General features: G+C 66.9%; 12 protein-coding genes. 3 read left to right on the top strand and 9 right to left on the bottom strand.

Annotated features, from left to right (window positions below):
- Window positions 1-2 precede the first annotated feature (2 nt).
- The 4 genes from BRO63_RS18810 to BRO63_RS18795 are packed head-to-tail and all read right to left on the bottom strand — an operon-like array spanning window position 3 to window position 3553.
- Window positions 3-494, bottom strand: a complete 492-nt coding sequence (locus tag BRO63_RS18810) for an aromatic-ring-hydroxylating dioxygenase subunit beta (RefSeq protein WP_054456184.1) — start codon at window positions 492-494, stop codon at window positions 3-5.
- A gap of 35 nt (window positions 495-529) precedes the next feature.
- Complete coding sequence (locus BRO63_RS18805; protein WP_088141230.1) at window positions 530-1633, bottom strand: cupin domain-containing protein; 1104 nt, start codon at window positions 1631-1633, stop codon at window positions 530-532.
- Between the two features lie 59 nt (window positions 1634-1692).
- Window positions 1693-2691, bottom strand: coding sequence for an ornithine cyclodeaminase family protein (locus BRO63_RS18800; RefSeq protein WP_088141229.1), 999 nt, complete (start codon window positions 2689-2691; stop codon window positions 1693-1695).
- Window positions 2684-3553 (bottom strand): fumarylacetoacetate hydrolase family protein, encoded by an 870-nt coding sequence (locus tag BRO63_RS18795; RefSeq protein WP_088141227.1) that lies wholly within the window; start codon window positions 3551-3553, stop codon window positions 2684-2686. The genes BRO63_RS18800 and BRO63_RS18795 overlap by 8 nt, the downstream gene beginning before the upstream one ends.
- A gap of 216 nt (window positions 3554-3769) precedes the next feature.
- Here BRO63_RS18795 and BRO63_RS18790 point away from each other — a divergent pair, with 216 nt between their 5' ends.
- Both BRO63_RS18790 and thiM read left to right on the top strand, forming a co-directional pair.
- Window positions 3770-4501, top strand: a complete 732-nt coding sequence (locus BRO63_RS18790) for a GntR family transcriptional regulator (RefSeq protein ID WP_088141226.1) — start codon at window positions 3770-3772, stop codon at window positions 4499-4501.
- A gap of 15 nt (window positions 4502-4516) precedes the next feature.
- The gene (gene thiM / locus BRO63_RS18785) at window positions 4517-5335 is read left to right on the top strand and encodes a hydroxyethylthiazole kinase (protein WP_088141224.1); all 819 of its coding nucleotides are present in this window, start codon (window positions 4517-4519) and stop codon (window positions 5333-5335) included.
- Window positions 5336-5338: 3 nt separating this feature from the next.
- Here the strand turns inward: thiM and BRO63_RS18780 are convergent, their stop codons facing one another.
- On the bottom strand, window positions 5339-7441 hold the full coding sequence (locus BRO63_RS18780) for a TonB-dependent receptor (protein WP_088141222.1): 2103 nt from the start codon (window positions 7439-7441) through the stop codon (window positions 5339-5341).
- Between the two features lie 257 nt (window positions 7442-7698).
- Here BRO63_RS18780 and BRO63_RS18775 point away from each other — a divergent pair, with 257 nt between their 5' ends.
- A complete protein-coding gene (locus BRO63_RS18775; protein WP_179215146.1) occupies window positions 7699-9813 on the top strand; it encodes a 5'-nucleotidase C-terminal domain-containing protein in 2115 nt (704 codons plus the stop codon).
- On the opposite strand, the gene BRO63_RS18770 is transcribed toward BRO63_RS18775, so the two are convergent.
- From BRO63_RS18770 to BRO63_RS18755, 4 genes are read right to left on the bottom strand one after another with little or no spacing between them, the layout of a single operon-like run.
- Window positions 9810-10574: an iron ABC transporter ATP-binding protein gene (locus tag BRO63_RS18770; protein ID WP_088141221.1), complete on the bottom strand. Its 765-nt coding sequence runs from the start codon at window positions 10572-10574 to the stop codon at window positions 9810-9812. The two genes, BRO63_RS18775 and BRO63_RS18770, sit on opposite strands and share 4 nt — an antisense overlap.
- A complete protein-coding gene (locus tag BRO63_RS18765; RefSeq protein WP_179215145.1) occupies window positions 10571-11557 on the bottom strand; it encodes an iron chelate uptake ABC transporter family permease subunit in 987 nt (328 codons plus the stop codon). Before BRO63_RS18765 ends, BRO63_RS18770 begins: the two co-directional genes overlap by 4 nt.
- Complete coding sequence (locus tag BRO63_RS18760; RefSeq protein WP_088141219.1) at window positions 11550-12542, bottom strand: ABC transporter permease; 993 nt, start codon at window positions 12540-12542, stop codon at window positions 11550-11552. Before BRO63_RS18760 ends, BRO63_RS18765 begins: the two co-directional genes overlap by 8 nt.
- 32 nt (window positions 12543-12574) lie before the next feature.
- Entirely contained in the window at window positions 12575-13525 is a 951-nt protein-coding gene (locus BRO63_RS18755; RefSeq protein WP_088141218.1) for a siderophore ABC transporter substrate-binding protein, read from the bottom strand.
- Window position 13526 lies beyond the last annotated feature (1 nt).

Here is a 13526-nt window from a genome sequence, read left to right as displayed (position 1 = left end):
ATTCAGATGGGAACGATGAGCGAGGTGCGCACGCGGTAGTTGTCGTACACGCAATCGCGGCGGCTGAAAGCCAGGCCCTCGGGCGTCACGCGCACCACGTCCAGATAGCGGCCCACCATGTTCAAGGTGGGCTCCCGGTCGGACAGCGACTCCATCACGGCGAAGTTGGCCTGCGCCACGATATGGTCGCCCTGCACTTCCAGCACGCGCACGCCGCTGATGAAATGGCGCAGCGAACGCGGCTCGAACATGGTGGTTTCGCGCAAGGCGGTGACGCGGTCGCGCACCATGTTCTTGTTCATGCAATAGATCAGGCCCAGGGGCAGGCCCGCGTCGTGGTTCTCGCGGGACAGCACCCGGTAGTGGCAGTCTTCGGTGAAGAAGGCGGGCCAGTCCTCCAGCCGGTCTTCGTCCAGGCAGTAGGCGTAGTCGTCATAGAAGTCCCGCAGGCGCGCGCGCAGCGACGGGGTATCGGAAAGCTCGGTCATGGTCATTGCGGATCCAGGGTTCGGTTCTAGGGAATCGCGTCCTATCGGGCCGTGGCGGCCAGTTGCGCGCGGTTGCTCTCGAAGCCGCTCTGGCTGCCCAGCGCCAGGATGGGTTCCTGCATGCGCTCCTGCCAGATCAGCGACTCCATGGCGATCTGTAGCGGATGGTCCTGCACCGTCAGCGCGGAAGTGGTTTCCGTGCCCGAGTGATGCGAGTGCATGGCCCAGCCCGGCGCCGACAGGATCAGGTCGCCCGCCTTCCAGTCCAGCCGCGTGCCGTTGACCTTGCTGTAGCCGTTGCCGCGCAGGTAGTAATTGATGGCCGACGAGCTGTGGCGGTGCGGCACGTGGTGGTTGTCCGGCGGCGACGAGGAAATCGTCGCGAAGAAGCTGTGCGTGGTGCCGATGCGGCGCTCGGTCGCCGGGTTGTACAGCACGAACAGGCGGCGGCCGTTATAGCCGCGCGCCATGTCCTCGACGCTGGGCAGCTGGCGCGAAACCGCGGCCCAGGGCCAGTGCAGCGCCTTGGATTCCAGCACGTCGATGTCGATCAGCCATTCATAGCCCAGCAGCCAGGCGCCTTCGGGCGTGATCTGCTCGCGCAGCGCCAGGTCGCGCGAACGCGCCGCGTCGGGTGCGCGCGGCGGCACCGGCTTGGTGTTGGCGTCGGCCGGCGGCACGCTGCCCTCGAACTCCTCGACGTAATGGATCTCCAGCTTTTCCAGCAGCGGCGCGTTGGAATACGACAGGCGCACCCACGGCGTCTTGCCTTCATTGCGGTAGGAATGCACCTGCATGGCGGGGGTGTTCCATACGTCCCAGTGCCCCACGCGGATGTCGCGCCCGGCCACCGTGGCCACGCCCTCGCCGCTGATACAGATCTCCAGCATATTGGAGTTCTTGCGCAGGTTGAAGGTGCTTTCGCCCGGATTGAGCACGTTGATGGTGACATCCGTTCCCGGGGCCAGGCCCAGGCCCGGCGCCGTGGCTTCCGGATGCACGATGAGGGAAGCGCGGCGGCCGTTGTCCGGCCGGGGCGCGTCGGTCAGGCGCGCGATCTCAAGATCGATGTCCTCTTTGGGGATGACGATGGACGGCCATTTGTTTTGTTCCCGCGGACTGGCGCCGCTGACGTCGACGAACATGTGTGTCTCCTCTTGCGGCCGGCGCCTAGCGCCGGCTGTATGGTTATGCGAATTCGGTATCAGGGCTGCGCCAGCAGCAGGTTCTCGCGGGTCTGGGGCGGCAGCGCCACGCCCAGGCCGTGGTCGCGGGCGTGCTCGTACACCACGCGCGCCATCGCCAGGTCGGACAGACCCATGCCCATGCCCTTGAAGATCGTCAGCCGCGCCCCTTGCGGGCGGCCCTCGCCGGCGGCGAGCAGGTCGCTCAGCACCGCCACGCCCTGCCACGGCGCGCCATCGGCGCCAAAGCGCTCGCGCAGTTCACGCGAACCGCGGCGGGCGTTCTCCAGGTCGTCCACCACCACGCGGTCGGCGCGTTCGAATACGTCCTGCGCGAATTCGGCCTTGGCCGGCAGGATTGCGCCCACCGCGTTCAGGTGCTTGCAGTCGGCGAGCATGGCCGCATCCACGAAGGGCTCGACGGCGCGCGTGATCAAGGTGACGATCTCCGCGCCGGCCAGCGCCTGTTCCAGGCTGGCCGCTTCCTCGACCTCGAATCGATACTTGCCTTGCACGCTGGCGACGAAGGCGCGGCGTTTTTCCGGCGTGGGGCTATAGACGCGCACGCGGCGCAGGTCGCGCACGGCGGCCAATGCAGCCAACTGCGTGACGGCCTGCGGCCCGGTGCCGATCAGCGCGGCACAGGCGGCATCGGCCGGCGCCAGGGCGCGCGTGGCGACGCCGCTGATTGCGGCCGTGCGCAGCATGCCCAGCGCGCGCGCCTCGATCACCGCGCGCAGAAAGCCCGATTCGGCGTCGAACAGGCTGAATAGCGAACCGCCGCCGCTCTTGGTATGGACCCAGGTCTTGAAGCCCGCATACCCGCCCGTGCCGGTCTGCACCGAGCCCAATGCATGCATTGAGCTGCCGTCGCCCCAGGTCGCCAGCGCCTTGGGCAGGTTGCGCGCCTGTTCGCGCCCTTGCGCGACCAGCATGGCGTGCAGGGCTTCGATCGCCTTGGGGATGTCCAGGACCGAGACCACGTCCCGTTCCGTCAGGTACCGCAGCGCATCAGACATGCGCGTCTCCTTGTTCGTCGGCGGCGGGCTCGTCCGCCACCGTGTTGACCAGCGTCCCGATGCCGGGGATCTCGACTTTCAGCGTGTCGCCGGCGCTCATGAAGCGCGGCGGCTTGCGGCTGGAGCCCACGCCCTCGGGCGTGCCGGTGGCGATCACGTCGCCCGGCGACAGGCGGGTGAAGCTGCTGATGTAGGCGATCAGCTCGGGAATGGGGAAGATCAGGTCGGACACCTGGCCGTGCTGCATGAGCTCGCCATTGAGGCGGGAAATGACTTCCAGGCCGGCCGGGTCGCCGATCTCGTCGGCGGTGACCAGCCAGGGACCGAGCGCGCCGCTGCGCTCGAAATTCTTGCCCGGCGTCACCTGCGCGTTGTGCTTCTGGAAATCCCGCACGGAGTTCTCGGCCATGCAGGTGTAGCCGGCCACATGCGCCAGGGCGTCCTGGGCGGCGATGTGGCGGCCGCCTTTGCCGATCACCACGGCCAGTTCGGCCTCGTAATCGAAACGGTCGGAGGCGCGCGGCTTCCATACCGTCTCACCGTGGCCGACGAAGCTGTCCGCAAAGCGCGCGAACAGCGAGGGATGGGCGGGTAGCTCACGTCCGGCCTCGGCCACATGGCGGCCGTAGTTCAGGCCCACGCAGAGAATCTTGCGCGGCGCCACCACCGGCGGCAGCAGGCGCAGCCCGGCCAGGGGCATACAGGGCTGGCCAGCCGTTTCCGCGGCGCGCGCGATCTGTTCCACCCCTGCCTCCAGCGCCGCGACCATGTCGGGCCAGACCTGGGTCAGCGCCACGACTTCGGCGCCGCGCACCACGCCCCAGGCGCTGCGGCCTGCTTGAACGAAGCTGACGAGCTTCATGTTGTCTCCTGTGCTTGCGGCGGCTTACGGCATGCATCGACGGAATTCTTTGCATGCATTTATCGCTTCAACCGCACTTGAATCGCTGTTTTTCCGAATTATTGCATGCAATTTTGATAAATCGCAAGGCGAGAGCAGTTTTTTTATTGACTATTGCATGCAATTTTGACGGTACACTGAAAGCCCTCACAGACCGGAACCAGCCCCCACCTCTCTATGGCCGCACAAATCGATAAAGTCATTTCCGAACTTCGGGACATGGTGCTTTCGGGCGTCCTGCAGCCCGGGGAACGCGTGGTCGAATTGCAGTTTTCAGCGCGCCTGGGCGTCTCGCGCACCCCGTTGCGCATTGCGCTGACCGAGCTGGAGAAAGAGGGCCTGCTGGAACGGCTGCCTTCGCGCGGCTTCCGGGTGCGGGCTTTCACGGTGGACGAGATCGGCGACGCAGTGGATGTGCGCGGCGTGCTCGAAGGCATGGCGGCGCGCCTGCTGGCCGAGCGCGGCGCCTCGCAGGATGTGCTGGACCGCCTGTCGCAGGCGGTGGAAGAAGGACGCGCCCTGTTGGCGCCGGCCCGCCGCGATCCCAACACCACGGTGGACGCGCGCGCATGGGGGCAGATCAACCGGCGCTTTCACGAGATCCTGTGCGAAGCCGCGGGCAACCGCGCGCTGTTGTCGGCGCTGGAACACAACAACAAGACACCCCTGGCCGGCCCGGCCGCGCTGACCCTGCCGTCCACGCCGTCACTGCTGGAAACGCCGTTCGTGCTGCGCGCGCAGGCGGACCACGAAGACCTGCTGCGCGCCATCACGCGGCGCGAGGCCGTGCGCGCCGAGAACCTGATGCGAGAACATGCCTACCGCAGCCGCGAAAACAAGCGCGTGCTGCTGGAGTCGCTGCGCGGCGCCCTGCCCGCGCAGCCCGGGCTGTCGGACGTCAGCGCATAAACAGGACCCTACGGCATGCAATCCATTCCCGACTTTTCCGCCCAGGCGCTGATCTCGCGCGACCTGGTCGCCGCCCTGCGCCGCGATGCGCCGCTGGTGCAGTGCCTGACCAATTTCGTTTCCATGAATACCGCGGCCAACGTGCTGCTGGCCATGGGCGCTTCACCCGCCATGGTGCATGCGCAGGAAGAAGCGCCCGAATTCGCGCGCGTCTGCGGCGCGGTCGTGATCAACATCGGCACCCTGTCCTCGCCCTGGCTGGACAGCATGCTGCTGACCGCCGCGTCGGCCAACGAGGCCGGCATACCCTGGGTGCTCGACCCGGTGGCGCACCACGCCACCGCTTTCCGCCGCGACGCGGTGCGCCGCCTGGTGGAACTGCGGCCCGCCATCATCCGCGGCAATGCCTCGGAGATCATCGCGCTGGCCGGCGGCCAAAGCGCGAGCAAGGGCGTGGACGCGCGCGACGCGGTCTCGCAGGCGGAGCAGTCCGCGCATGCCATCGCCGCCAGCCGCGCGACGGTGGTGGCGGTGACCGGCGAAACCGACTACGTCACGGACGGCACGCGCGCCGTCCGCATCGTGGGCGGCTCACCCTTGATGCCGCGCGTCACGGCCACCGGCTGCGCGCTGACGGCGCTGGTCGGCGCCTGCGCGGCGGTGGCCAGGAATGACCCGTTTTCCGCAGCGGTCGCCGCCCTGTCGTGTTTCGCCATCGCGGGCCGGCGCGCCGGGATACCGGCGGAAGGGCCCGGATCTTTCGCCTGGCGCTTCCTGGATGCACTGGCGGCTTTGAACGCGGACGACCTTAGCCGCGAATCGCCGTTGCGTTAAGTCCTACATGCGGTACTGCAGGCTCAGCATCGCATTGCGCGGCGCGCCCGGCATGTTCAGGTTGGGGCTGCTGCCGTGGGCCGACACGATGTAGCCGGCATCGAACAGGTTGTACACGTTCAGCTGCACCGAGTACGGCCCCTTGCGCCACCACGCGGCGGCGTCGGCCGTCACGTAGCCCGGCAGTCTGACCGTATTGCCCGGGTTGGCAAAGCGCGCTCCCACCAGGTTCAGGCCGGCGCCCACGCCAAAGCCTTCTCCCAGATCCTTGGTGATCCAGACATTGCCGGCATGCCGCGGCGTCAGCGTGGCGCGCTTGCCTTCCACGTTCTTGCCGCCATCCCGCGCGATGGACTCGGTGATGCGAGCGTCCAGGTAGGCGTAGCCCAGCATCGCGCGCCAGCCGTTGCTCAGGTCCCCCTGCAAAGTCCATTCCGCGCCGTCGGTGCGTTGCGTGCCGACGGGCACCAGCGTGTTGGTGACCGGATTGTTGACCTTGATGTCCGTGCGCTCCAGGCGGAAGACGGACACGGTGGTCGACAGCTTGCCATCCAGGAAATCGTACTTGGCGCCGATTTCGTAGTTGGTGGTTTTCTCGGGCGCCAGGTCGGCATTGTTGGCCGCCAGAGAGAACGCTTCGCCGGAAGGCTGGTACGACTGGCTCCAAGAAATGTAGTACGACTGAATCGCGTCCGGCTGGAACACCAGGCCCAGGCGCGGACTCCAGTTGGAATCGGTGCGGGCCAGGTTCGTGCCATTGCGGCGGTCTTCGGTCTTCTGCTCGAAGCGGTCGTGACGCACGCCGCCCAGCACCTTCCAGTGTTCGCCCAGCGACACCATGTCCTGCACGTACAGGCCCAGGGTGTTGAAACGGCCCAGGTTGTCCGTGCCTGGCCGGCCAGCGACCTGCAAGGGCAAGGTCGGCAACACCGGATCGAACAGATCGACGGTGGCGACATTGTTGGCCGAGTAGTTCACCAGGTCCTTGTTCTGCTGCCCGACCTCCACGCCATACAGGATCTCGTGACGCACCGCGCCCCACTGCGCGCGCTGCGTCAGTTCGGTCTGGTTGGTCCAGCCGTGCTCTTCGCGCAAGACGTTCGAGCGGTTCAAGGTCACGGTCCGCGCGGCCTCGTTCACGATGCCCGGCAAGGTGTTGTTGCGATCCAGGGTGTAGTGGTAGTAGCGCGTGGCGTTGCGCAGCGACCAGTTCTCATTGAATCGATGGTTCAGCGTGGCCGCATAGGACTGCACCCGCGCCTGCGAATAGTCCGCGTCGCGCGCGTTCTCGGCGCCGTAGTAGGTGGAAGGATCCACGTCCACCGGCCGGCCGTGATAGGCGGGAATGCCGAAATCCGTGACGCGGCGGTCTTCAAGGAATTCGGTCTGCAACAGCAGAGTCGTGCCTTCGCCCAGGCGGAACTGGGCGGACGGCGCAATCGCCTTGCGGTCCAGGAACTGCTTGTCGCGGTAGCTGTCGCCCTTCTCCACCGCGCCGGTCAGGCGCCACGCCATGCTGCCGCTTTCGGTCGAACGGCCCAGGTCCAGATCCAGGCGCCGGTCGTTCCAGGAACCGTAGCTCAAGCCCAATGCCGTGATGTCCTCGCCCGGCTTCTTGGTGATGCGGTTGATCAGTCCGCCCGACGATCCGCGGCCGTACAGCACCGCGGCCGGCCCCTTGATGACATCGATGCGTTCGACGTTGGACAGGTCGCGGAAATACAGCGCGTCGTCGCGGAAACCGTCGACGAACTGGTCGGCAATGGCGGTAAAGCCCCGGATCGACACCTGGTCGCGCTGCCCGTCGCCCGTGGAGAAGCTCACGCCCGGCACGTTCTTCAACGCGTCCTGCATCGAATTGGCATGCTGGTCGCGCATGACTTCCGCGGGCACGACGTTGACGGTCTGCGGAATATCGCGCAAGGGAACGTCGATCTTGGTGGCGCTGGACGAATCAGGCGGGTTGTAGCTCTGCGACGCCGCGTCGTTGCCGTATACGCTCACGGCGGGCAAGGTGGGAGTGCTGGTCTGGGCTTGCGCCGGCGCCGGGCTGGCAAGGGGCGCCAGGGCGAGCAGTGCTGCGGAAATCGAACGAGGGGCGTGCATGGCCGTGCTGCGTCTTTCTAAAGTAGTTTGAAATGGAACGATCGGCGATTTTCCTGTTAATAAGAATAGGTCGCAATCGTTTTATCATTCCGTTGCCAGCGGGCGACGATAAATGAGACAGCCGTCCAATTCAGTTTTTCGTCAGCGTTTACATGCCACCCGTGCGCGAACCCTGCCCGGGCCAGCTCCGCGCCATGTCACGGCCGGGTCACACACTGTCCCCAGAATTTCTTTCCTTCAAACCCGGAGGAAAGACGGTGAAGCCGAATCTAGGAAAGATCCTTGCAATTTCCGCCAGCGCAGCCCTGCTGGCGGGCCTGGCCGCCTGTGGCGGCGATGACGACGACGATGACGCGCCGCAGACGCCGCCGCAGACGAGCGTGCCCCAGGGTTCCACCCTGGACGTGGCCATCCTGGGCACCACCGACCTGCACGCCAACGTGCTGGGCTACGACTACTACAAGCTGGCCGAGGACAAGAGCTACGGCGTGGACCGCACGGCCACGCTGATCGCCAATGCGCGCAAGCAGAACGCCAACACGCTGCTGTTCGACAACGGCGACACCATCCAGGGCACGGCCCTGTCCGATTACCAGGCGCTGGTCAAGCCGGTGCAATGCAGCGACATGCTGGCGATCTACAAGCAGATGAAACTGCTGGCCTATGACGCGGCCACGCTGGGCAACCACGAGTTCAACTATGGCCTGCCCTTCCTGTCGCAGATCACCGACACGAACTTCGGGCTGGCCGGCATCGGCAAGGGCACGGCGCAGACCAACCCCGCCGGGGCCAAGGACTGCGCGGCGCCCGGATTCCCCTTCGTATCCGCCAACGTGGTGTCGGCCGCCAGCAAGCAACCCATCTTCAAGCCCTGGGTCCTGCTGAACAAGACCTTCAAGGCCACGGATCCGAACGGCAAGCAGATCGACGTCGCGCTGAAAGTCGGCGTGATCGGTTTTGCGCCCCCGCCCATCCTGCAATGGGACAAGGCCAATCTGGAAGGCCACGTGGAAGTCGCGGGCTGGAAGGAATCGGCGCAGCGCTACGTGCCGGAAATGCGCGCGGCCGGCGCGGACCTGGTGGTGGCATTGGCGCATGGCGGCATCGACATGCTCACCGCCTACAGCCCGGCCATGGAGAATGGCGCCGGCTACCTGAGCCAGGTGCCTGGCATCGACGCGCTGATCACCGGCCACCAGCACCTGCTGTTTCCCGACACCAACGCCAAGTCGCAATTCGCGGGCCAGCCCGGCATAGAGCTGGAGAAGGGCCTGATCAACGGCGTGCCGGCGGTGCAGGCCGGCCAATGGGGCAACAACCTCGGCCAGATCACGCTCAAGCTTGCCTATGACAAAGGCTGGCAGGTACGGAAGGACGCCACGCGCGTGCAGCGCATCTCCACGCGCCTGACCGCGCAGAACGGCGCCACGCCCGCGACCTATGTCGAATCCGACGCCGCCGCGCAGCAGCTGGTGCAGGCCGAACACGCCGCCACCATTGCCTATGTCAAGACCCCCATCGGCCAGAGCCGCTTCGACATGGCGACCTATTACGCGCTGGCGGGCGACGTGTCGGCGCTGCAGATCGTGAACATGGCGCAGATCGATTATCTGGCGGACTACATCGCCAAGAACAAGCCGTCGTATGCCGCCCTGCCCATCCTGTCGGCGGCCGCGCCCTTCAAGGGCGGACGCAATGGTCCGGGCGATTTCACCTATGTGAAGCAGGGCAACATCGCCATCAACAACGCCGCCGATCTCTACCTGTACCCCAACACCCTGCAAGTGGTGCGGGTCAGCGGCGACATCGTGCGGCAATGGCTGGAGAAAACCGCCGAGCAGTTCCGGCAGATCGTTCCAGGCCAGGTCGCGCCGCAGGATCTGATCGACACGGGCTTTCCGACCTTCAACTTCGACGTGCTCTATGCCGCGGGCAACGCCCTGCGGTACGAGATCGACGTTACCCGCCCCAAGGGCTCGCGCATCACCAAGCTGACGTATCAGGGCGCGCCGCTCGATCCGGCGGCGCAATTCCTGGTGGTCACGAACAATTACCGCGCCAGCGGCGGCGGCGACTTCCCCGGCCTGGCCGGCGGCAAGGGCGACATCGTGCTGCAAGCCCCGGACGCCAGCCGCGACGTGCTGATCAGCTACATCCGCAAGCACCCGGACCTGGACCTGGCGACCTATGGCCTGGACCGCAGCTGGCGCTTCGCGCCAGTGGGCGCCCTGGCCGGTCCGGTGGTGTTCGCGTCGGTGCCGGGCACGCTGGCCATGGCCGCGGCGCATGGCGTGGACAACGTCACGGTGCACGACGCCACGCCTGACCCGGTGACCCAGCTGTCGCGCTACGCGGTGGATCTCAGCCGCTAGGGCTGGCGGTAGTACACGCAGATGCGCCGGCCGCCGATCTCGTGCACCTCGATCGGCAGCTCGTAAAGTTCGCTCAGGACCTCCGGCCGGACCAGTTCGGCCGGAGTCCCCTGATGAGCGATGCGCCCTGCCCGCATCGCCACGATGCGGTCCGCGTAGGTGGACGCGAAATTGATGTCGTGCAGCACCAGCACCACCGTCTTGCCCAGTTCGTCGGCCGCGCGGCGCAGCGTGGCCATCATGGCGACGGCATGCTTCATGTCCAGGCTGTTCAGGGGTTCGTCCAGCAGCACGTAGCGCGTGTCCTGGCACAACACCATGGCCACGAAGGCGCGCTGGCGCTGTCCGCCCGACATCTCGTCCAGGTAGCGGTCGGCCAGCGCTTCCAGATTCAGGTAGGCGATGGCGCGGTCGATATGGTCCTTGTCGTCCAGCGTCAGGCGGCCGCCCGTGTGCGGATACCGGCCGAAGGCGACCAGATCCCTCGCCGTCAGCCGTAGCGGCAGATGATTGTCCTGCCGCAAGATGGCCAGGCGGCGCGCCAGTTCGCGGCTGTCCGCCCGGGTCACGTCCAGGCCCTCCACCAGCACCCGGCCCGCCGACATCGGCAGCAGCCGGCTGATCATGGACAGCAGCGTGGACTTGCCCGCGCCGTTGGGGCCGATGATGGCCGTGACGCCGCTCGCGGGCAGCGACAGGCTGACGTCGTCGACCACCACGCTGTCGCCGTACTGCTTGCTGACTTGCTGGATCTCTATCATCGGCGCCCCCTGCGCAGGATCAGGACGAGGAACATCAGCCCGCCCAGGAATTCGATCACCACGCTGACGGTGGTATTCAGGCCCAGCACGCGTTCCAGCAGCGTCTGGCCGCCCACCAGGAAGATCACGCTCAGCAGCACGGCCGCCGGAACGGTGTGGCGGTGCCGGTCGGACCCCATGGCCTGATAGGCCAGGTTGCTGACCAGCAGGCCGAAGAACGTCACCGGGCCGACCAGCGCCGTCGACACCGACACCAGCACCGCAATGGCGGCCAGCGTCAGCATCAGCGTGCGGCGATAGTCCACGCCCAGGTTCACCGCGATGTCGCGGCCCAGCGCCAACACGTCGTAGCGGCGGCGCATGCGCCACACCAGCAGCGACGCGGCGCACACCGCGGCCAGCGCGATCGGCAGCAGGCCCACGCGCACGGTATTGAAGCTGGCGAACATGCGGTCCTGCAGCACCAGGAATTCATTGGGGTCTATCAGCCGCACCACGAAGTTGGACAGGCTGCGAAACAGCAGGCCGAAGATGATGCCCACCAGCATCATCAGGTGCAGGCTGCGCACCGCATCCGAGAACAGCCAGCGGAACAGCAGGCAGGCGAACGCCGTCATGGCGCCCACCTCCAGCAGGAAAGCGGCCACCGGATGGCTGGCCGCCGTGGCCGCCTGGCCGAAGCCGAACACCACCACGGCCTGGATCAGCAGGTACAGGGCGTCAAAGCCCATGATGGCCGGCGTCAGGATGCGGTTGTGGGTGATCGTCTGGAACAGCACCGACGACACCGCCACGGCATAGGCCACCAGCAGCATCGCCGCCAGCTTGGCGCCGCGGAACGGAATCACGAAAGACCACTGGCCGTTGGCGCCCAGCGTCATGAAGGCGACGGCGCAGGCCAGCGCAATGATACCCAGCAGCCACAGGCGCCAGGCTTGCGGCGCACGGACCGGCGCCGGGACGGAGATGGCGAGTTCAGCCAAGCCGGTTCCTCCGCGTGCGCAACAGCCACAGGAACAGTATGCTGCCCAGCACGCCGACCACCGTGCCGATGGGAATCTCGTAGGGATGGATCACCAGCCGGCCGATGACGTCGCAGGCCAGCACGAACACGCCGCCCAGCACCGCCACCCAGGGGATGGAGCGGCGCATGTTGTCGCCCAGCACCAGGCTGACGGCATTGGGCACGATCAGGCCCAGGAAAGGAATGCTGCCGGCCGTCACCACCACCACCGCCGAAATCGCCGACACGATCAGCAGCCCCGCCAGCGTCAGCCGCGCATGGTTCAGGCCCAGGTTGGCGGCGAACTCGCGGCCCATGCCGGCCACGGTGTAGCGATCGGCCGCCGCGTAGGCAGCGCAGGCCAGGCCGAAACCTATCCACAGCAGCTCATAGCGCCCGCGCAGCACGCCCGAAAAGTCGCCCGTGGTCCAGGCGTGCAGCGACTGCAAGAGGTCGTAGCGATAGGCGACGAAGGTGGTGGCGGCGTGGATCACGCCGCCCAGGATCAGGCCGATCAACGGCACGATGAAGGGCGTGCGCAGCGGCACGCGCTTGAGCAGCGCCAGGAACAGCAAGGTGCCCGCCAGCGCAAAGCCCGTGGCCGTCAGCATCTTGCCGATCACGGGCGTGTCCGGCGCCAGCAGCGTGACGACGAGTATGCCCAGGGTGGCGGATTCCACGGTACCGGCCGTGGTGGGCTCGACGTAGCGGTTGCGCACCAGCATCTGCATGATGAGCCCCGCCACCGCCAGCGACATGCCGGCCAGCAGCAAGGCCAGCGTGCGGGGGATCCGGCTGACCATCAGCAGGCGCCAGGCGCGCTCGGCCTCGTCACCGCTGCCCCACAGCGCGGACAGGCTGAGCTGGCCCGCGCCCAGGCTGACGCTGGCCGCGCACAGGGCCAGCAGCAAGCCCACCGCCACCGCCAGCCCGCCCCAACCGCCTATGGACTGCCGCCAACTCACCCGCGATACTCCCGCCGTTCACGCATCAGGCTTTACTTGCCCGCCGCCAGCGCGGCCGCGATCTCGTCCACGTTCTGCTGCATGGCCGTCAGGCCCGCGCTGCCCAGCAGATACCAGTTGTAGCCGTTCAGGTAGACCACGCGCTTGTTCTTCCAGGCCTTGGTCGGACGCACCAGCTCGTTGTCCAGCATGCGCTGGGCCGACACGCCCTCGCGGCCGATGGCGGCGTCGCGGTCGATCACGAACAGCCAGTCGGGGTCGGTCTGGGCGATGAACTCGAACGAGATCGCCTGGCCGTGGTTCGACACGCTCAGCCCCGTCGTCGCCGGCTTGATGCCGAAGGCGTCGTGGATCACGCCGAAGCGCGAGCCCGGACCATAGGCGCTCATCTTGCCGCCGGTGGTCAGCACGATCAGCGCGGTACCGGCGCTGGCCGCCTTGCCGTTCAGGTCCGAGATCGAGGCGCGCAGGGCGTCGAGCTTGGTCTTGGCAAGATCCTGCTTGCCGTAGATGGCGGCCAGCGTTTCGGTGTTGCGTGTGACGCTGCCGACCATGTCCTTGGCATTGACCGTCAGGTCGACGGTGGGCGCCAGCTTGGCGAGTTCGTCGTACTTGGGCGCGGAGCGGCCCGCGACGAAGATGAGCTGCGGCGCTGCGGCGTGGATCACTTCGTAGTTGGGCTCGAACATCGAACCCACCTTCAGGTAGCGCTGATCGGCATACTGGCTCAGCTGCGGCGGCCACTTGGCGACCGTCGGCACGCCCGCCACGTTCACGTCCAGCGCATGCAGGGTGTCCAGCACGGCCAGGTCCATCACCACCGTCTTCGCCGGATTGGCCGGCACGGCGGTTTCGCCGCGCGCGTGCTTCACCGGCACCGTCGCCTGCGCGGCGCATACCGCCGTGGCGGCGCCCAGGACCAGCGCGGCCCCGGCCTGCATCGCCCAACGCCGGACGCGGCCTGCCTGCATTTGCTTCTTCATG

Origin of the sequence: Achromobacter xylosoxidans (assembly GCF_002192695.1) — a bacterium.
GTDB lineage: Bacteria > Pseudomonadota > Gammaproteobacteria > Burkholderiales > Burkholderiaceae_B > Achromobacter > Achromobacter xylosoxidans_C.
This window is presented reverse-complemented; position numbering and strand designations above follow the sequence as displayed.

Excerpts from the sequence above, each read along its gene's own strand:
- BRO63_RS18810 (WP_054456184.1), bottom strand. The coding sequence starts at position 494 with ATGACCATGACCGAGCTTTCCGATACCCCGTCGCTGCGCGCGCGCCTG.
- BRO63_RS18805 (WP_088141230.1), bottom strand. The coding sequence starts at position 1,633 with ATGTTCGTCGACGTCAGCGGCGCCAGTCCGCGGGAACAAAACAAATGG.
- BRO63_RS18800 (WP_088141229.1), bottom strand. The coding sequence starts at position 2,691 with ATGTCTGATGCGCTGCGGTACCTGACGGAACGGGACGTGGTCTCGGTC.
- BRO63_RS18795 (WP_088141227.1), bottom strand. The coding sequence starts at position 3,553 with ATGAAGCTCGTCAGCTTCGTTCAAGCAGGCCGCAGCGCCTGGGGCGTG.
- BRO63_RS18790 (WP_088141226.1), top strand. The coding sequence starts at position 3,770 with ATGGCCGCACAAATCGATAAAGTCATTTCCGAACTTCGGGACATGGTG.
- thiM (WP_088141224.1), top strand. The coding sequence starts at position 4,517 with ATGCAATCCATTCCCGACTTTTCCGCCCAGGCGCTGATCTCGCGCGAC.
- BRO63_RS18780 (WP_088141222.1), bottom strand. The coding sequence starts at position 7,441 with ATGCACGCCCCTCGTTCGATTTCCGCAGCACTGCTCGCCCTGGCGCCC.
- BRO63_RS18770 (WP_088141221.1), bottom strand. The coding sequence starts at position 10,574 with ATGATAGAGATCCAGCAAGTCAGCAAGCAGTACGGCGACAGCGTGGTG.
- BRO63_RS18755 (WP_088141218.1), bottom strand. The coding sequence starts at position 13,525 with ATGAAGAAGCAAATGCAGGCAGGCCGCGTCCGGCGTTGGGCGATGCAG.